This window comes from Leptolyngbya sp. GGD, from assembly GCF_026735145.1.
Lineage (GTDB): Bacteria > Cyanobacteriota > Cyanobacteriia > Leptolyngbyales > Leptolyngbyaceae > Leptolyngbya > Leptolyngbya boryana.
The window spans coordinates 176,615-195,359 of the sequence record NZ_JAPQKE010000006.1; the positions used below are offsets into that span (position 1 = coordinate 176,615).

Here is an 18,745-nt window from a genome sequence, read left to right on the forward strand (position 1 = left end):
CTTCACAAGGGAGTATATCGTCTGAATCTCCCCATCCCCCTAATTCCCTACTTCTTCGGTGCGAGCAGCATCATCATATTGCGCCCTTCTTTCTTCGGTGCTTGTTGCACTTCCGCAATTTCTTGGAGGTCAGTCGCCATCCGCTTCAGCAGAGTTTCTGCAAGATCACTGTGCTGAATTTCTCGTCCACGGAACATGATCGTGGCTTTGACTTTATCCCCTGCCTTCAGGAAGCGTTCAGCTTGATTGATTCGCACGTTATAGTCGTGCTCCTCAATTTTGTAGCGCATTTTTACTTCCTTGACGTCTACGGTATGCTGTTTCTTCTTAGCTTCTTTCGCCTTCTTTTCTTGCTCGAACTTATGCTTACCGTAGTCGATGATCTTGACGACAGGCGGATCAGCTTTATCGCTCACGAGAACGAGATCGAGTTCTTTCTCGTCTGCCATTGTTTGAGCTTCACGTGAGGTCATAATGCCAAGCTGAGAACCATCTGCATCAATGACACGAACTTTCGGAAACCGAATCCGTTCGTTGATTACGGGCATGTCTCGATTGGGTCTTTTTTCTATCACAGGCACCTGTTGAATTAAGTGGATAAGGGAGACAATGTGCGATCGATTTGTCTGTCGATCAGTAAACAATTGTCAATTCGCTGAGAAATCGTACTCGTCATTCTACTCAGTCTGACGAGTTTTCGGGGAATTTCTTAACTTTAATTCTAAAGGAGGGATCAAGAATTGGATATCGAACCTGATGATTAGAATAGATAAATGTTTACATGAGTCGAGTGCATGGTGGTAGACGCATTACCTTGGCGACAACGAATTGGCAGTCAACGCGATTGGATGTGGCGCGGTTGGCAAACTCGGTATACTTATTTGCGATCGCAAAAATCAGAAATTGCGCCGCCGCTGCTGTTCATTCATGGGTTCGGCGCTTCGATCGGGCATTGGCGACATAATCTGTCGGTGCTGAGCCAGCATCATACGGTGTATGCACTGGATTTGTTGGGATTTGGGGCTTCGGAGAAAGCGATCGCGCCTTATAACTTAAGACTCTGGCTCGAACAGGTGCATGATTTTTGGCTGACGTTTGTGCGTGAACCTGTCGTGCTGATTGGAAATTCGATTGGCTCTTCGGTCTGTCTGGCAGTGGCGAAGGCTTACCCAGACATGGTCAAAGGAGTCGTGATGCTGAATTTACCCGATTCTTCGGTGCTGGAGCAGCCAGAATGGTTCGACTCGGCAGTGAAGGTCGTTCGTCCAATTATGGTGGTAGGGAAAAGTATTTTTACGTTTCCATTGATTTTTAATCCGTTCTTTCGAGTGTTGAGAAGTTCGCGCTTGATTCGGCTCTGGGCAAAACAAGCTTATGCAAGTTCGGACGGGATTACAGACGAACTGATTGAAATTTTAGCGACTCCAGCGCGAGATACAGGTGCAGTCAAGGCGTTGCGATCGATGGTTAATACTCCAAAAGTAACGGAATACCGAGCGCGATCGATTTTGCCGACAGTGCGGGTTCCGATGTTGCTGTTTTGGGGGAAGCAAGATAAATTCGTGCCGCCGAGTTTGGCTGAGTATTGTGTCAAACTCAATCCAAAACTGGAATTAGTTGAGATTGAGAATGCAGGGCATTGTCCCCACGACGAACGCCCGGAGGAAGTGAATCGCAAGATTCTCGGTTGGATTAAGGAGTGTGTGTGATGACAGATGTTTTTCGGATCTCGCCTTTAATTCGACTTACGTTGCTCAGTTTGTACATCGCGTTAACGACTCCGCTGCCTTTTCTCGCGGAGGCGACAGATGCGCCTGTTCCGAGTCGTTGGCTTTGGGTAGGAATTGCGATCGGATTTCTTATCCTCTTCGCTGCATTAAGTGAACGAGTGATTGTCGATTCAGAAGGAATTCAAGTTGCTTATCCAGGGTGGGTTCCAAAGTTTTTCCGCCGGGGTTGGCAGCTTGCTTGGGCAGATGTGAAGGCATTGAAACCGCGATCGACCGGTCAGGGCGGATTAGTCTACTATTTTCTCAGCCAATCGGGTGAAGGCTATCTTTTGCCAATGCGTATCGTTGGATTTGCGCGATTCGTCGATCGCGTTCAGGCAGAGACCGGAATCGATACGACTGATGTCAAACCCTTGTCACAACCGTGGATGTATTTGATCTTGTTAGGCTTCACCTTCTTCCTGTTGCTGATTGATGCTTGGACAATTTCGACCGCTTTCACGTTAGGCAAGATTTGATGCAATTACAAGTAGAGAACGTGAGTTTTTCTCATTTCAGGCTGAGCAAAAGAGGCAATACTCTGGAAGATCATGCCCTGCTGCGCAATATCTCGTTTGGCGTGAACCAGGGAGAACGAATTGCGATCGTCGGTGCGTCCGGCTCAGGTAAAACGACGTTGCTCAGACTGCTCAACCGATTAGCTGAACCAACTCAGGGGTCAATCCAGTTTGAAGGCAAAAGCTTTCAGGAAATCTCAGTCACAAAATTGCGCCAGCAAATTCTGTTTGTTGCACAAGAACCCAAATTGTTTGGCATGACGGTTCGAGAAGCATTGAGCTATCCATTAAGTTTGCGAAATCTCAAAGATGTTGACCGATGCGTGGATGAATGTTTTGAGCGCATGAAGATTGCTCGGGATTGGTACGATCGCACAGAGCAAGAGCTTTCAACAGGAGAAAGACAGTGGATTGCGATCGCAAGAGGGTTAATCTGTCAGCCTGCGATATTGTTACTCGATGAACCAACCGCGAATTTAGATGCAAATCGGAGCGAGTTACTGTTGCGGATTTTAGCGCAGGTGGATTGTACGGTTTTAGCCGTAACGCATCAGTTTGACTGGGCAGAGCAGTTTAGCCAGCGGGTTTTGCAGTTAGAGCGGGGGCAATTAGTCGCTGATACCAATCGAGCGGATTGGCAAACCATCAGAACAGCGATCGCGCAAATTGAAATCGAAGAAGCTGAAGAATGGGATTAAGCGTTTGACGTCTTGGATGCAAGATTCTTCCTCAAGACGTGCCATACGTATAACCCGACTGAACCTGAGGCTCTATACCAAAAATCCCCCACCCAAAGGTGAGGGATTTCTTTCATTTACCTACTGCATTCAGTTCGATTAGCCGAACTTACCTGCTGTAGAAGCAATCACGAAGGCTGCATACGTCAGCACATAACCTGCCGTGAAGTGAACCAGACCAACCAACCGAGCTTGAACGATCGAGAGAGCAACCGGTTTGTCTTTCCAGCGAATCAAGTTCGCGAGCGGAGTGCGCTCATGCGCCCAAACCAGAGTTTCGATCAATTCTTGCCAGTAGCCTCTCCAGGAGATCAAGAACATGAAGCCGGTTGCCCAGACCAAGTGTCCCAAGAGGAACATCCAAGCCCAAACCGCCAAGTTATTCATGCCATACGGGTTGTAACCGTTGATCAATGGAGCAGAATATTGCCACAGGTAGTCACGCAGCCAACCCATCAAGTAGGTCGAACTTTCGTTGAACTGAGCCACGTTACCCGACCAGATCGCTAAATGCTTCCAGTGCCAGTAGAACGTTACCCAACCGATGGTATTCAACATCCAGAACATTGCCAGATAGAAGGAGTCCCATGCAGAGATATCGCAGGTACCGCCACGACCCGGACCATCGCAAGGGAATGCGTAGCCAAAGTCTTTCTTATCCGGCATCAGCTTCGATCCACGAGCATCCAACGCACCCTTGACCAAGATCAAAGTGGTGGTGTGCAGACCGAGCGCGATCGCGTGGTGAACCAAGAAGTCACCAGGACCAATCGTCAAGAACAGTGAGTTAACACCACTGTTAATCGCATCTAACCAACCCGGCAACCAAACGTTACCGTGGTTCGGCCAAGCCGTTGTTGCGATGCTGTCAGGGTTCGACAGTAGAGCATTGAAGCCATACAGTGCCTTACCGTGAGTCGACTGAATCCATTGAGCAAACACAGGCTCAATCAAGATTTGCTTTTCAGGAGTACCAAACGCAACGACAACATCGTTGTGAACGTACAGCCCGAGAGTGTGGAAGCCCAAGAACAGCGACACCCAGCTCAGGTGAGAGATAATCGCTTCCTTGTGACCCAAGATACGTGCAAGCACGTTGTTCTTGTTTTGGTCTGGATCGTAATCACGAACCCAGAAGATTGCGCCGTGTGCAAATGCGCCCACCATCAAGAAGCCAGCAATGTATTGGTGATGAGTATACAGAGCAGCTTGAGTCGTGAAGTCCTTCGCAATGAAGGCATAGGGCGGCATCGAGTACATGTGCTGCGCAACCAAGGACGTCACCGTTCCCAACGCAGCCAAAGCAAGACCAAGTTGGAAGTGCAAGGAGTTGTTGACAGTGTCATACAGTCCAGTGTGACCGTCACCCAAACCACCAGCCGGCGGTTTGTGAGCATTCAGGATGTCCTTGATGCTGTGACCAATCCCGAAGTTGGTGCGGTACATGTGACCTGCCACGATGAAGATCACCGCGATCGCTAAGTGGTGGTGAGCCATATCGGTCAGCCACAGCGATTCTGTTTGCGGGTGGAATCCACCGAGGAACGTCAAGATCGCAGAGCCAGAACCTTGAGCTGTACCAAAGATATGTTCAGCAGTATCTGGATTTTCTGCATACACACCCCAATTTCCAGTAAAGAAAGGTGCAAGACCTGCAGGGTGCGGCATGGTGGACAAGAAGTTGTCCCAACCCACATGCTGTCCGCGAGATTCAGGGATAGCAACGTGGATCAAGTGACCTGCCCAAGCCAAAGAGCTAACACCGAACAAACCAGACAAGTGGTGATTCAAACGCGATTCAGCGTTCTTAAACCAAGCCAAGCTCGGACGGAATTTAGGCTGAAGGTGTAACCAACCTGCGAACAGGAGGACAGCAGACAAGATCAACAAGAAGATCGAACCTTGGTACAGATCACCATTGGTTCTCATGCCGATCGTGTACCACCAGTGGTAAACACCTGAGTAGGAAATATCGACAGGATAGTTCGCACCACCTTGGGTAAACGCATCTACCGCAGGCTTACCGAACTGAGGATCCCAAATCGCATGAGCGATCGGGCGAATGTTGAGCGGATCTTTGATCCATTGCTCAAAGTTGCCTTGCCAAGCAACGTGGAATAGGCTACCAGATGCCCACAAGAAGATGATTGCCAAGTGACCGAAGTGAGTCGCGAAAAGCTTTTGATAGAGCTTCTCTTCCGTCATTCCGTCGTGGCTTTCAAAGTCGTGAGCGGTGGCAATCCCATACCAAATCCGACGAGTAGTAGGATCTTGGGCAAGGTCTTGACTAAATTTGGGGAACTTAGTTGCCATAGCTGTTTGTTAATCCTCGCTCATCCGATTGACAATGATCGAGCTAGGAAGAATGCCCACGTTGTGGCAATCCCGCCTAATAGGTAGTGAGCAACGCCCACAGCCCGTCCTTGAATAATGCTCAACGCACGAGGCTGAATTGCAGGTGCAACTTTGAGCTTGTTGTGTGCCCAAACGATCGATTCGATCAGTTCTTGCCAGTAACCGCGTCCGCTAAACAGGAACATCAAGCTGAATGCCCAAACAAAGTGAGCGCCCAAGAACATGAGTCCATAAGCTGACAACGCAGATCCGTAAGATCCAATCACCTGAGCCGCTTGTGCCCACAGGAAGTCGCGCAACCAACCATTGATTGTGATCGCACTTTGAGCGAAGTTACCGCCCGTAATATGGTCTACCGTTCCATCTGCTCCAACCGTGCCCCAAACATCAGACTGCATTTTCCAGCTGAAGTGGAAGATAACGATCGACAAGGAGTTGTACATCCAGAACAGACCGAGGAACACGTGATCCCATCCAGACACTTGGCAAGTACCGCCACGACCCGGACCATCGCACGGGAAGCGGAAACCAAGATTCGCTTTATCAGGAATCAAGCGTGAGCTACGCGCAAACAGCACACCCTTCAAGAGGATAAGAACTGTTACGTGAATCGTGAAAGCATGAATATGGTGAACCATGAAGTCCGCCGTACCCAACGCGATCGGCATCATGGCAACTTTGCCAGCGACAGCGACCGTTCCACCGCCAAATGCAAAGCTCGCAGGAGCCAGCGCATTCGGAGCAGTTGTGCCCGGTGCAAGCGTATGCAGGTTTTGTACCCACTGCGCAAACACAGGCTGCAATTGAATTGCGGTATCCGAGAACATATCTTGCGGACGACCCAAAGCACGCATCGTGTCGTTATGCACGTACAGACCGAAGCTGTGGAAGCCCAAGAAGATACAAACCCAGTTCAAGTGAGAAATGATGGCATCGCGATGGCGCAATACGCGATCGAGCAAGTTGTTTTGGTTCACAACTGGATCGTAGTCACGCACCATGAAGATCGCTCCGTGAGCGGCTCCACCGACGATAAAGAATCCACCCAACCACATGTGGTGAGTAAATAGCGACAACTGCGTTGCATAGTCAGTTGCCAAATACGGGTAAGGCGGCATTGCATACATGTGCTGAGCCACGATGATGCTCAAAGAACCAACCATTGCTAAGTTGATTGCCAGTTGAGCGTGCCAAGAAGTGGTCAGAACTTCGTATAAGCCTTTGTGACCTTCCCCAGTGAAAGGACCTTTATGTGCTTCCAGGATTTCCTTCATGCTGTGACCGATACCCCAGTTGGTGCGGTACATGTGTCCAGCGATGATGAACAACACAGCGATCGCCAAATGGTGATGTGCCGTGTCAGTCAGCCAGAGACCGCCCGTGACCGGGTTCAAACCACCTTTGAAGGTGAGGAAGTCAGAATATTCACCCCAGTTGAGGGTAAAGAAAGGAATAAGACCTTTTGCGAAGCTGGGATAGATATCCGCCATCAATTGGGTGTTCAAGATGAACTCATGAGGCAGAGGAATCTTATCCGCAGGTACGCCCCGATCGAGCAACTCGTTCACAGGTAGGGAGACGTGGATCTGGTGTCCCGCCCAACCCAACGAACCGAGTCCGAACAGACCGGCCAGGTGGTGATTCATCATGGACTCCGCATTCTGGAACCATTCCAGTTTGGGAGCGCGTTTGTGATAGTGGAACCAGCCTGCAAACAGCATCAAACCAGCCATGACGAGACCGCCGATTGCGGTGCAGTAAAGCTGAAATGTGTTCGTGAAGCCAGCACCCCGCCACATTTGGAATAAACCAGAGGTGATCTGAATTCCGTGGAAGCCGCCGCCGACATCCGCGTTAAGAATTTCTTGACCGAAGATGTCCCAAACCACTTGCGCGCTGGGTTTTACACCAGTCGGGTTTGCAAGCCATGCTTCATAATTTGAAAACTTAGCGCCGTGGAAGTACATTCCACTCAACCAAATGAACACAACGGCTAAATGACCGAAGTGCGCGCTAAAAATTTTACGAGAAACGTCTTCTAAGTCGCTTGTATGGCTATCGAAATCGTGAGCGTTAGCGTGAAGGTTCCAAATCCAAGTGGTGGTTTTGGGTCCCTTAGATAGGGTTCGATCGAAGTGTCCCGGCTGTCCCCATTTCTCGAAAGAAGTCGGGGTGGGATCTTTATCAACGACGACCCGCACCTTTGCCTCGCGCTCCGGTGGGCTAATTGTCATTGAGACTCTCCTCTCTCTAGACAAGGAACGAGGAATCCCGATCCGGCACTGGTTCTCAAACCCTTCTGTTAAGCAAACTCGCGACGGGATGACAAGGCATAAGACCTAGTTGCGGATTCCGCAGATGTCGCTGAGTAGCTTGGTCTGAGATTCCAGTTGGCTCCCAGGTATTGGGATCGCGCCTTCGTGGGTTCTCAATGGGTCATTATAGGGCTTTGATGAAAACGTTTCAGAAGCTTATTAACAATAATTCAAAGTTCGGATTTTCTTGACTCTGCTTGGATCTGAGGCATTAGCTGAAATCGAAAAGTCAAGAGGTTTGTGATTAACTTTACATTACTCAAGGATTGAGATTTTTGATTCATTCGCTTAAGCATAGTTGATAGTCTCTGAATCTTGTTGTTCATAAAAATTGTTGTACGTCCTGAGCTAGAAGCAGGATTGAGTCCGTGATCTCGACGTTTTCCGGCCGGAAGCGATGCTACGGCCTGGTTCAAGCTATGACAATCCTGCTAGGTTTCATAACCCAAGATTTTTCAACATGGAAGCTCAGGGAGATTTAGATAGCCCAATGAGCGTACGATCGCGTTCTTTAATCTTTCTTAACAGAGCAAATTAGTATCGCTCTGTAACAGCAAATTTCTCATTCTGTGAAAGATTGAAGCCGTATTGTGGGAAGTTCCTGTGGGATCTCACGAACTGACTGAGATGGCTTGCGCGAGAGCTTTTGGGGAAGATGAAGATTGTTAGAGAGTTCATGTGCAAATCACAATGAAGCGCTATCGATTTGCATCATGCAGAGAGACTAAAGCGATTCGCTGCAATCGCGTTTCCAATCCACCACGGACTGGAAACGCAAAGGTTGATCTCATTCAAACGGTTCTAACTCGCTGTCACTTGCTGAACCAGTTCCATGACTTCCGATCGACTGAGTTTTTCTGCCCCGTGCTGTATCGCTTCTAAAGTTGCATAAGCCAACGTTAGAATGACGCGGCAGAAATCCCGTGCCGGGCTGATTTCAGGCAGCGACTCGACATAAGCACTCGCAAGTTCAAGCTGGCGGCGGGAATAAGCTTGCATCTCATCGTCTGTCCACCCCTTCGGGTAGAACGCTACACCACGAGTAAAATCCTCGCCGTGATTTCGCAAAATATTCACCGACTGTAACCCCCGACCGAACCCCACTGCTTGAATACGATCGGTCTTCGTTCCGTCATACCAAGCCCAAAGATCCGATAGCAACAATCCAACCGAAGCTGCCACGCTAAACGTATATTGATCAAGTTCCGTTTCAGTATGAATTGCCCAATTACAGTCTGCCCAATGCGCCATGCGGTCAGACATGGTAGAAATCGCTTCCCAAATTCGAGGAGCAATTTCCGCAGGCGCATAAGAGAGCCATTCATCCAGTCGCAGTGTGACTTCTTCAAGATGCTCAAGTTCTGAGGCAAAAATTGGACGGAAATCTTCAGACGTAAAACCGCGATCGCCCGCTTGCAACACCAAACTGATTTGCCGAAGCATTCGAGACTTGGCTGCATTCTCTAAATCGGGATGGTCTTCGATTTGGTCGATCGCTCTCATGCACAAATATGCCGACGCTACCGCTTCTTTGAGTCCGGTCGGCAGGCGACTAATGGGAATGAAAAATGTCCGACTCGTCTCCTTCAAAACATCCAAGGCGGTTTTTTGTAAGTTCATATGATTTCACTCCTCTCTCGAAACTTTTATAACAGGTTGCGTTCTCGAAAAACTGTTTATTCACGTGTCACTCAATAATTTCTGCTTATTCGCAACCTTACAAGATGTTGGAACTCAGTGCGGTAGACTGCTGGGGAATTTTGGGAATCAGCATGAAATTGGAATTGAACATGAAATATTGGTTGATGAAATCAGAACCTGATGTCTATGGGATTACGGATCTCGAACGCGATCGCATCACTCTCTGGGACGGTGTTCGCAATTACCAAGCGCGGAATTATTTAAAGTCAATGGAGGTCGGAGACCTTGCGTTCTTCTACCATTCCAATGCCAAGCCACCTGGCATCGTCGGCTTGATGCACATTGTGGAAGCTCGTGTCGTCGATCCCACTCAATTTGATCCAGACAGTGATTATTACGACGCAAAATCTTCACCAGATGCTCCCCGATGGCATACCGTTCGAGCAGAGTTTGTTAAGAAATTCCCAATGATTTCGTTGGAGATTTTACGACAAACATTTACACCCGAAGAATTAGCAGTCGTCCGGCAAGGCAATCGCCTCTCTGTATTGCCTGTAGAAAAAGAAATCAGCGATCGAATTTTCAACTTAATTTCAGAACAAATTTCCAACCGAACCAGAAGCCGTTAGGATAGAATTGTTAAGCTCTTATTACGATTCTTTTCAACCCTTACGGTCTATCTATGACTCTTCCCATTCGCAACGTTGCTATCATCGCTCACGTTGACCACGGTAAAACTACACTGGTCGATGCTCTTCTTAAGCAGGCGGGAACGTTCCGCGAGGGAGAAGAGATCCCGGACTGCGTAATGGACTCGAACGATCTAGAGCGCGAACGCGGCATCACGATTTTGTCTAAAAATACCGCTGTTCGATACAAAGATACTCTAATTAATATTGTCGATACACCTGGACACGCCGACTTCGGTGGTGAAGTTGAGCGAGTTTTAGGCATGGTAGATGGCTGTCTACTCATTGTGGACGCAAACGAAGGTCCAATGCCTCAGACTCGCTTTGTGTTGAAGAAGGCATTAGAGAAAGGACTGCGCCCGATCGTATTTGTGAATAAAATCGATCGTCCTCGTGCCAATCCAATGATTGCCGTTGATAAAGTTCTGGATCTGTTCATTGAACTGGGTGCAGACGATGACCAGTGCGAATTCCCTTATCTCTTTGGTTCTGGTCTTTCCGCGTTTGCGAAGAACACGCTGGAAGAAGAATCAGATGATATGCAGCCGCTCTTTGATGCAATTTTGCGTCACGTTCCGCCGCCAGTTGGCGATGCGTCGAAACCCCTTCAATTGCAAGTGACAACACTAGATTATTCAGATTATCTCGGTCGGATTGTGATCGGAAAAATTCACAACGGCACGATTAGGGTTGGGCAGCAAGCTGCGATCGTTACCGAAACTGGAGAAGTCGTCAAATCTAAAATCTCGAAGCTAATGGGCTTTGAAGGTCTAAAGCGGATTGAAATTAGTGAAGCAACGGCTGGAAACTTAGTTGCAGTGGCAGGGTTTGCAGGTGCAAACATCGGTGAAACAATTACTGATCCGAATGATCCTCAAGCATTGCCTCTGATTAAAGTCGATGAGCCGACATTGCAAATGACATTCTCTGTGAACGATTCGCCGTTTGCTGGGCAAGAAGGGACGTTTGTAACCTCACGGCAACTCCGCGATCGACTGTTCCGCGAACTCGAAACAAATGTGGCGTTGCGAATTGAAGAAACCGATTCACCAGACAAATTAGCCGTGTCTGGACGGGGTGAACTGCACCTTGGGATCTTAATCGAAACAATGCGTCGGGAAGGTTACGAGTTCCAAGTCTCTCAGCCACAAGTGATTTTCCGTGAAGTAAACGGGCAACCTTGCGAACCCTTTGAAACTCTAGTCTTAGATGTTCCCGAAGAAGCAGTCGGAGGCTGTATCGAACGTCTCGGACAGCGCAAAGGCGAAATGCAAGATATGCAGGTTGGAACCAATGGACGCACGAATTTGGAATTTGTGATTCCAGCTCGCGGTTTGATTGGATTCCGGGGTGAATTCATGCGTCTGACTCGTGGGGAAGGCATCATGAACCACAGCTTCTTGGAATATCGCAAGATGAGTGGGGACATTGAAGCCCGTCGGAATGGGGTGCTGATTTCATTTGAAGAAGGAACCGCGACATTCTATGCCATGCAGAACGCTGAAGATCGTGGAGTCTTCTTTATCAAGCCTGGAACGAAAGTCTACAAAGGCATGATTCTGGGTGAGCACAATCGCCCACAAGATCTCGAACTCAACGTCTGCAAAGCGAAGCAGCTAACAAACCACCGTGCATCAGGTGGTGAAGAACTGGTTCAATTGAAAGAGCCAGTTGATATGAGTTTGGAACGGGCACTTGAGTATATCGGCCCTGACGAACTGCTAGAAGTCACCCCCGAATCGATTCGATTACGGAAAGTGGCAAAAGCGAAGAGATTAGCGAAGAAATAGGTTGAGCAGCGGGAGGTTAATCACTTCCCGCTTTTTATTTGGAGAGCGATCGCACTCTTCTCAGTCGATTCGTTAGAATCAACCCTCCCATGCGTATCAGATCCCTACGACAGTACTCAAGCCCAGCATTCGACCCGCAAATTCAGACTTCGACGGATTGAGCGCCGTTGAGCCTGAACTTTTGGTGCGAATTTCATGAACTTCTTCTTAACTTGGAGTGAATCCAGTTAAGAACTGAATAGACTTTTCTTTATGAAGATTTAGTAAAGAACTGATGGTGTTCCTGATCACAACTCTCTTGATAAGCAGCCTGAAACGTTGATTTCGCTGATAATTTGAAATTTCAAGCAGTTTGGAATCTGAATTGTACTAGGCTATACTGTTACGGAATGTTGTAATTTTGCCATCAAGGCGAAGTTGCAATGTTTTCAATCTGATGGTGTGAATACGGAAGTGACCATGTCTAATAATTTGTGGAAATCGCTGCTGGTTAATCCAGTGCTTTTGAGTGCGACCCTGACTGTCTCCGCGACGATCGGCATTGCGACCGCCGCTAATGCATCTGAAATTAAAGCTGATACGACCGCTCCGAGTACTTCGCTTGACCAATTGAATGCATATAGCAACGAAGGAGTTGTATCGGCGAATGACGCTGGACAAGTCACTTCAGTCTCACAATTGTCGGATGTCAGACCCACCGACTGGGCATTCCAAGCGCTGCAATCCTTGGTTGAGCGCTATGGTTGTATCGCAGGTTATCCCGATCGTACCTACCGTGGGAACCGAGCGCTGACTCGTTACGAATTCGCCGCTGGTTTGAATGCTTGTCTCGATCGCGTCAACGAATTGATCGCAGCATCCACGGCTGACCTCGTTAAGAAAGAAGATTTGGCAACCCTGCAAACACTGCAAGAACAATTTGCAGCAGAACTCGCAACTTTACGCGGTCGTGTGGATTCACTGGAAGCTCGCACCACCACTTTAGAGAAGCAGCAATTCTCCACCACTACCAAACTGCAAGGGGAAGCAATTTTCTCAATTTCTGGCGCACAAGGCGACAGCAAAGCAGTTAGCTCCTTGTTGGAGAGAAGAGCAGCAGAAACGGGCGCAGCCGTTGCAAGACCTGACGTTGACGACAATACCACCTTCAGCAACCGAGTTCGTTTGAGCTTGAGAACGAGCTTCACCGGACAAGACACATTGTTGACCCGGATTCAAGCACGAAACATCACCGACTTCGCGGGTGCAGCAGGCACAAACATGGCTGACCTCTCCTATGAAGGCGGTCGGACGGCAGACAACTCGGCATTCGTCGATAAATTGTTCTATCGTTTCCCGATCGGGCAAGGTGGAGCCGTTACCATTGATGCGATCAACGGTGAGTTCTACAACAACGTCAACAACTTCAACCCACTGCTAGCAAGTGATAGCCAAGGCTCGATCTCGCGCTTTGGTCGTTTCAACCCAATCTACCGTCAAGGTGCAAGTGGTTCAGGAAGCGGTGCGGGTGTAACTCTAAACTATCCATTAAGCCAAGCATTCACGGTATCGCTCGGCTATTTGGCTGATAATGGCAACGATCCGACCGACAAGAATGGATTGTTCAATGGCTCAAATGCAGCATTGGCTCAGCTTGCTTTCAAACCCTCTTCAAATATTGACTTGGGTTTCACTTATGTCCGCTCTTATGACCGTTTGACAGGTGCGAGTGTTTCCAGTGGAACAGGCAGCGCCTTGTCGAACAACCCATTCGGTAATTTCATTAATGCAGGTGGAGTTCGGGGTTCGGCAGTTTCAGCAGACCACTTTGGTGTTCAAGGGTCGTTCAAAGTAACGCCGGGCCTCGTCTTATCAGGTTGGGGCGGTTTGACCAAAGCCCATGCTGAAAACAGAGCAACCAACGCAGATGCAACAATTCTGAACTGGGCTGTGGGTCTTGCATTCCCTGACTTGGGTGGAAAGGGCAACATGGCGGGTCTGATCTTCGGGATGCCGCCGAAAGTGACCGATAGTGATTTGGTCGTGAACGGTATTCGTCAGGAAGACGAGGATACTTCGTTCCACTTGGAAGGTCTTTACCGTCTGCGATTGAACGACAAGATCTCGATCACGCCGGGCATCATTGTATTGTTCAATCCTGAGCACAACAATGCAAACGATACGGTTTATGTCGGGACAATTCGGACGACTTTCTCGTTCTAGTCTAAATTGATGCCTTGCTAAAACTTGAAAGCCTCGCGATTTGCGAGGCTTTTTTTATATCAAAAAATTGGAAACCTACAAAACCCTAGTGGATAACCGGAGTATACTAGGAGAAAGAGCCTTCAACTCGATCTGAAATCATCTGTTTACCTGAGTGTGCCCGTGGAGATTTCCTGTAAAAGCGAATATGCCCTGCTTGCGCTGATTGAACTCGCGATCGCTTACGAGAGCAAAGAGCCGCTCCAAATTCGGCAAATTTCTGTTCAACAAAATATTCCCGATCGCTATTTAGAGCAACTGTTGGCGATGTTGCGGCGGGGTGGGATTGTGCGATCGCAGCGGGGTGCGAAAGGGGGTTATCTGTTAGCAAGAGAGCCGTGGAAAATTACGCTGTTTGAGATCTTGGCATGTTTAGAAGGATTTGATACGCAGCCGATCGATCAAGAGACGGCGCTAAAATCTGGTAAAACGCTCGAAGGAGCAGTCATTTGTGAAATTTGGCACGAAGCTCAAGAAGCCGCAAATGCTGTCTTTCAGAAATATACGCTGAAAGATTTGTGTGAACGGCGAGATGCGCGTCGTCAATTGGACTTCATGTATTACATTTAATTTTTGCCCAGACGTAAGAGATTGCGTCATTTACCCATATTTTTCTCTATGCGGATTGCTCAGAATGTTACAGCTTTGATTGGACACACTCCTCTTGTCCAACTGAATCGCATTCCTCAAGCCGAAGGATGTGTCGCGCGAATCGTTGCCAAGCTCGAGGGCATGAATCCTTCGGCTTCAGTCAAAGATCGAATCGGAATTAATATGATTTTGGCGGCGGAACGAGAAGGATTGATTTCTCCTGGCAAAACAGTTTTAGTCGAGCCGACTTCGGGAAATACAGGAATTGCGTTGGCGATGGCTGCGGCTGCAAAAGGCTACCGACTGATTTTGACGATGCCGGAAACGATGAGTTCGGAGCGGCGAGCCATGCTGAGAGCTTATGGTGCGGAGTTGGAGTTGACTCCGGGAATCGAAGGGATGGCAGGTTGTATCCAACGCGCGCAGCAGATTGTCGATACGACGCCTCATGCTTATATGTTGCAGCAGTTTCGCAACCCTGCGAATCCTCAAATCCACCGTGAGACGACGGCTTCGGAGATTTGGGAAGACACAGAAGGCGAGGTTGATTTTGTTGTAGCGGGAATTGGAACAGGCGGAACGATCACAGGAGTTGCTGAGGTGATTAAGCAACGCAAGCCAAGTTTTAAAGCGATCGCAGTTGAACCTTCTAATAGTCCTGTACTCTCCGGTGGTCGTCCAGGGCCGCATAAAATTCAAGGAATTGGGGCAGGGTTTATTCCACCTGTACTGAATGTGAATCTGATTGATGAAGTGATTTCAGTGTCAGATGAAGATGCGATCGCGTATAGTCGGCGGTTGGCAAGAGAAGAAGGATTACTGTCAGGAATTTCCAGTGGAGCCGCTTTAAAAGCAGCGATCGAGATCGGGAAGCGCCCGGAGAATGATGGCAAGCTGATCGTGATGATTCAGCCGAGTTTTGGAGAGCGATATTTAAGTACAGCGCTGTTCCAAGATCCAGAGTTGACGATGCCGTCCATGTTGAATGGATAAGGGTTTTCGGCTCGACCCAATCGTAGCCGATGCAAGAGATTTACCAATGGTCGCAACATGCATAGAGACGTAATTGATTGCGTTCTACACATGTTGCGACCATCTACTTTGCTGGAAGGAAATATCTTGTACTACTAGCGATCAGAAGAGATGCGATCGTATCTCTTGTTAAGCTGGATTAGTACTGCTATTCTGTTGCAGTTGCAGCGCTTCGGCGTTTGGGGCATTTTGGCAATCCTGTTCTCTCTTCTCAAAGTCATGTCTACGTCTTTATCGATTTCGCTCGATTCGCCTTCGTTAGAAGAGGCGCTAAAACATTACTTTGGGTATGACAGTTTTCGTCCGGGTCAGCGCGAGATCATTGAACATGTTTTGGCAAATCGAGATCAGTTGGTGATTATGCCAACAGGCGGCGGGAAGTCGATTTGTTTTCAACTGCCAGCCTTGCTCAAACCAGGATTGATGATTGTTGTTTCGCCGCTGATTGCATTGATGCAGGATCAAGTTGAACTCTTACGAGACAATGGGATTTCAGCAACATTTCTGAATAGTAGTTTGTCAGCAGAGGAGCGGCGATCGCGAGGTCGAGCGGTGATGGAAGGCAGAATTAAACTGCTTTATGTTGCACCAGAGCGGTTGCTGAGTGAGGATTTTCTTCAAGGAGTGATGCCGCACATCGTAGAGCGAGTGGGGATTTCAGCCTTTGCGATCGATGAAGCGCACTGTGTTTCAGAGTGGGGGCATGACTTTCGCCCTGAGTATCGGCAACTGAGTACTTTACGATCGCGCTATCCGAACATTCCCATCATTGCTTTAACTGCGACTGCAACGCATCGAGTCCGAGATGACATTGTGCAGCAGTTGAACTTACATCAGCCGCGAGTGAATGTTTCGAGCTTTAATCGTAGTAACTTGTACTATGAAGTTCGCCCAAAGACGAAAACGGCTTATGCCGAGGTTGTTCAGCAGATCAAAGAAACGCCCGGAGCCGGAATTATTTATTGTTTAAGTCGGAAACGAGTCGAAGAGATTGCAGCTCGGTTAAAGCAAGATGGCATTGCAGCACTGCCTTATCATGCTGGACTCAATGCGGAAACGCGCCAAGATAATCAAACTCGTTTCATTCGAGATGATGTGAGAGTGATGGTCGCGACGATCGCATTTGGGATGGGCATTAATAAGCCGGATGTGCGATTTGTAATTCACTACGACATTCCCAAAAACATTGAAGGTTACTATCAAGAATCAGGACGAGCCGGACGAGATGGAGAACCTTCGACTTGCACCTTGTTTTATAGCTATGCCGATGTAAAAACGATCGAATACATCATTTCTCAGAAAGTAGACCCCAACACGGGTGAAGCTCTCGAAGATGAACAACGCATTGCGACTCAACAATTGCGGCGCGTCATTAACTATGCAGAAGCAACCGATTGTCGTCGCACGATTCAGCTTTCTTACTTTGGTGAAGACTTTGCAGGTCAGTGCGATAACTGTGATAACTGTAAGTTCCCGAAACCTGTTGAAGATTGGACGGTTGAAGCGCAGAAATTTCTTTCTTGTATCGCACGATTTGCTCAACGAGGGCGCACGTTTGGCATGGTGCATACGATTGATGTACTACGCGGGTCTAAAAGTAAACGCGTTCTTGACAATAAGCACGATACGCTGAGCACTTACGGGATTGGGAAAGATATCAGTGCCGATGATTGGAAGATGCTAGGTCGATCGCTGATTCATCAACGTCTAGTAGACGAATCAACGGATGGTTACTCTGTGCTAAAACTCAATGATTTAAGTTGGGAAGTGTTGCGATCAGAGAGAAAGGTTCACATCGCGATCGATAAAGCTAAACCTGCGCTGACGATTGCTCAAACTGTTGCAGTTGATACGCCTGAATCCGAAGAACTCTTTGAGCGCTTGCAAAAACTCCGCAAACGTCTAGCAGACGAACAATCTGTGCCGCCGTATGTGGTTTTCTCGAATGCAAGTTTGCGGCTCATGGCACAGCAACAACCGCAGACGCGCCAGCATTTTCTCAATATTTCTGGGGTGGGAACGCGCAAGCTGGCACAGTATGGAGATGTCTTTTTAGCAGAGATTCGAGAGTTTCGAGTAGATAATGGGTTGCCGATCGAGATCGAGCCGACTTCAGAAGCCAAGATTACAAAATTAGAGAACCATGTGACAAAGCTCGATTCTGCTCCAGTTCCGCCTGCTGCGAATGAAGCAACTTATACGCAGCTTTATACGCTGGAACTCTTCCAGCAGGGCATGAAGCCTTCAGAGATTGCAGAGGAGCGCAAAATTCGTTTAAGTACCGTGATGACGCATTTGGCAGATTTGATTGAGATGAAATATCCAGTGGATCTCGATCGCTTAGTTGCGCGCGATCGCCAAGCAAAAATTCTCGAAGCGATTCAGCAAGCAGATGATTTCTCGCTGTCTAAACTGCGCGATCGCTTAGGTGATACTTACGGTTGGGATGAAATTCGGTTAATGCGATCGTGGTGGAATATTCAGAATCACTAAAGTTCTTTGAATTCGTAGAGGACAATTCCTGTTTCTGGATCATTGCCGATTTCAAGATAACCACTGTTTAGCATTTCTTTCAGTAAGGTTTCAACCTGCTGAAAACTCAGTCCGGTTGCCATTACGCCTTGAGTCACAGACAGCTTTCCACCTCTCGATTCTGCTGCTTTTAAAAGCTCGATCGTCGCTTGCTGCCGAGACATCGATTCCATCGAATCAAAGAGCTTTGGCGATCGCATCGCTGCAAATTTGGAAGATTGCAATGTGATCTGCTCGATTTTCAGTGCGATCGGGTTTTGCTCTATTAGCGGTCTGTACTGTTCTCCAAGACGAGCATTGTGAACTTCGACCATTTTGGGAATGAGAAGCAGATCAAATAATTGCCCAAAGCCGAACAGCCCAAATGTGCCAAGCCAAAGAAATCCTGTTGCAGTCTGACCATTGTAAAGGCGGTGCAGTCCAGATAGACCCACTAATCCGCCTAACCATAGAACATAGGCTGTTCCGACTTTGTTCATAGCGTTGATCGCACTTCACTGCCGCTATGATAGCGAGAATTTCAGGTCTGTTCGAT

The 18,745-nt window shown here is 48.2% G+C and carries 14 protein-coding genes; 9 read left to right on the forward strand and 5 right to left on the reverse strand.

Annotation, left to right across the window (positions count from 1 at the left end; genetic code table 11):
- Positions 1 to 47 precede the first annotated feature (47 nt).
- Positions 48 to 548 carry a translation initiation factor IF-3 gene (gene infC, locus OU814_RS24165; protein WP_017288767.1) on the reverse strand — a complete coding sequence of 167 codons (501 nt, stop codon included), beginning with the start codon at positions 546 to 548 and terminating at the stop codon, positions 48 to 50.
- Positions 549 to 794: 246 nt separating this feature from the next.
- Here infC and OU814_RS24170 point away from each other — a divergent pair, with 246 nt between their 5' ends.
- From OU814_RS24170 to OU814_RS24180, 3 genes are read left to right on the forward strand one after another with little or no spacing between them, the layout of a single operon-like run.
- Complete coding sequence (locus tag OU814_RS24170; RefSeq protein ID WP_017288766.1) at positions 795 to 1,709, forward strand: alpha/beta fold hydrolase; 915 nt, start codon at positions 795 to 797, stop codon at positions 1,707 to 1,709.
- The gene (locus OU814_RS24175) at positions 1,709 to 2,248 is read left to right on the forward strand and encodes a hypothetical protein (RefSeq protein WP_268242330.1); all 540 of its coding nucleotides are present in this window, start codon (positions 1,709 to 1,711) and stop codon (positions 2,246 to 2,248) included. Before OU814_RS24170 ends, OU814_RS24175 begins: the two co-directional genes overlap by 1 nt.
- Positions 2,248 to 2,985, forward strand: a complete 738-nt coding sequence (locus tag OU814_RS24180; protein ID WP_268242331.1) for an ABC transporter ATP-binding protein — start codon at positions 2,248 to 2,250, stop codon at positions 2,983 to 2,985. Before OU814_RS24175 ends, OU814_RS24180 begins: the two co-directional genes overlap by 1 nt.
- A gap of 138 nt (positions 2,986 to 3,123) precedes the next feature.
- Here the strand turns inward: OU814_RS24180 and psaB are convergent, their stop codons facing one another.
- From psaB to OU814_RS24195, 3 genes are all read right to left on the reverse strand, one after another.
- Positions 3,124 to 5,337: a photosystem I core protein PsaB gene (gene psaB, locus OU814_RS24185; protein ID WP_017288763.1), complete on the reverse strand. Its 2,214-nt coding sequence runs from the start codon at positions 5,335 to 5,337 to the stop codon at positions 3,124 to 3,126.
- 20 nt (positions 5,338 to 5,357) lie between these two features.
- A complete protein-coding gene (psaA, locus tag OU814_RS24190) occupies positions 5,358 to 7,613 on the reverse strand; it encodes a photosystem I core protein PsaA (protein WP_017288762.1) in 2,256 nt (751 codons plus the stop codon).
- Between the two features lie 882 nt (positions 7,614 to 8,495).
- Positions 8,496 to 9,314, reverse strand: coding sequence for a squalene/phytoene synthase family protein (locus tag OU814_RS24195; protein ID WP_190651988.1), 819 nt, complete (start codon positions 9,312 to 9,314; stop codon positions 8,496 to 8,498).
- A gap of 170 nt (positions 9,315 to 9,484) precedes the next feature.
- Between OU814_RS24195 and OU814_RS24200 the strand changes: the two genes are divergently transcribed.
- The 6 genes from OU814_RS24200 to recQ all read left to right on the forward strand — a co-directional run bounded on the left by OU814_RS24200 (position 9,485) and on the right by recQ (position 18,171).
- On the forward strand, positions 9,485 to 9,964 hold the full coding sequence (locus tag OU814_RS24200; RefSeq protein ID WP_144056219.1) for an EVE domain-containing protein: 480 nt from the start codon (positions 9,485 to 9,487) through the stop codon (positions 9,962 to 9,964).
- 53 nt (positions 9,965 to 10,017) lie between these two features.
- Positions 10,018 to 11,814, forward strand: a complete 1,797-nt coding sequence (gene typA, locus OU814_RS24205) for a translational GTPase TypA (RefSeq protein ID WP_026148710.1) — start codon at positions 10,018 to 10,020, stop codon at positions 11,812 to 11,814.
- A gap of 459 nt (positions 11,815 to 12,273) precedes the next feature.
- A complete protein-coding gene (locus tag OU814_RS24210; RefSeq protein WP_268242332.1) occupies positions 12,274 to 14,016 on the forward strand; it encodes an iron uptake porin in 1,743 nt (580 codons plus the stop codon).
- A gap of 162 nt (positions 14,017 to 14,178) precedes the next feature.
- The gene (locus OU814_RS24215; RefSeq protein WP_017288756.1) at positions 14,179 to 14,625 is read left to right on the forward strand and encodes an RrF2 family transcriptional regulator; all 447 of its coding nucleotides are present in this window, start codon (positions 14,179 to 14,181) and stop codon (positions 14,623 to 14,625) included.
- A gap of 48 nt (positions 14,626 to 14,673) precedes the next feature.
- Entirely contained in the window at positions 14,674 to 15,639 is a 966-nt protein-coding gene (gene cysK, locus OU814_RS24220) for a cysteine synthase A (protein ID WP_017288755.1), read from the forward strand.
- A gap of 150 nt (positions 15,640 to 15,789) precedes the next feature.
- Positions 15,790 to 18,171 carry a DNA helicase RecQ gene (gene recQ / locus OU814_RS24225; RefSeq protein ID WP_268242333.1) on the forward strand — a complete coding sequence of 794 codons (2,382 nt, stop codon included), beginning with the start codon at positions 15,790 to 15,792 and terminating at the stop codon, positions 18,169 to 18,171.
- Here recQ and OU814_RS24230 read toward each other — a convergent pair.
- The gene (locus OU814_RS24230; RefSeq protein WP_268242334.1) at positions 18,168 to 18,689 is read right to left on the reverse strand and encodes a TM2 domain-containing protein; all 522 of its coding nucleotides are present in this window, start codon (positions 18,687 to 18,689) and stop codon (positions 18,168 to 18,170) included. The two genes, recQ and OU814_RS24230, sit on opposite strands and share 4 nt — an antisense overlap.
- Positions 18,690 to 18,745: the final 56 nt, after the last annotated feature.

Excerpts from the sequence above, each read along its gene's own strand:
- OU814_RS24210 (WP_268242332.1), top strand. The coding sequence starts at position 12,274 with ATGTCTAATAATTTGTGGAAATCGCTGCTGGTTAATCCAGTGCTTTTG.
- infC (WP_017288767.1), bottom strand. The coding sequence starts at position 548 with ATGCCCGTAATCAACGAACGGATTCGGTTTCCGAAAGTTCGTGTCATT.
- psaB (WP_017288763.1), bottom strand. The coding sequence starts at position 5,337 with ATGGCAACTAAGTTCCCCAAATTTAGTCAAGACCTTGCCCAAGATCCT.
- OU814_RS24230 (WP_268242334.1), bottom strand. The coding sequence starts at position 18,689 with ATGAACAAAGTCGGAACAGCCTATGTTCTATGGTTAGGCGGATTAGTG.
- cysK (WP_017288755.1), top strand. The coding sequence starts at position 14,674 with ATGCGGATTGCTCAGAATGTTACAGCTTTGATTGGACACACTCCTCTT.
- OU814_RS24180 (WP_268242331.1), top strand. The coding sequence starts at position 2,248 with ATGCAATTACAAGTAGAGAACGTGAGTTTTTCTCATTTCAGGCTGAGC.
- OU814_RS24170 (WP_017288766.1), top strand. The coding sequence starts at position 795 with ATGGTGGTAGACGCATTACCTTGGCGACAACGAATTGGCAGTCAACGC.
- psaA (WP_017288762.1), bottom strand. The coding sequence starts at position 7,613 with ATGACAATTAGCCCACCGGAGCGCGAGGCAAAGGTGCGGGTCGTCGTT.
- recQ (WP_268242333.1), top strand. The coding sequence starts at position 15,790 with ATGCGATCGTATCTCTTGTTAAGCTGGATTAGTACTGCTATTCTGTTG.
- OU814_RS24195 (WP_190651988.1), bottom strand. The coding sequence starts at position 9,314 with ATGAACTTACAAAAAACCGCCTTGGATGTTTTGAAGGAGACGAGTCGG.
- typA (WP_026148710.1), top strand. The coding sequence starts at position 10,018 with ATGACTCTTCCCATTCGCAACGTTGCTATCATCGCTCACGTTGACCAC.
- OU814_RS24200 (WP_144056219.1), top strand. The coding sequence starts at position 9,485 with ATGAAATATTGGTTGATGAAATCAGAACCTGATGTCTATGGGATTACG.
- OU814_RS24175 (WP_268242330.1), top strand. The coding sequence starts at position 1,709 with ATGACAGATGTTTTTCGGATCTCGCCTTTAATTCGACTTACGTTGCTC.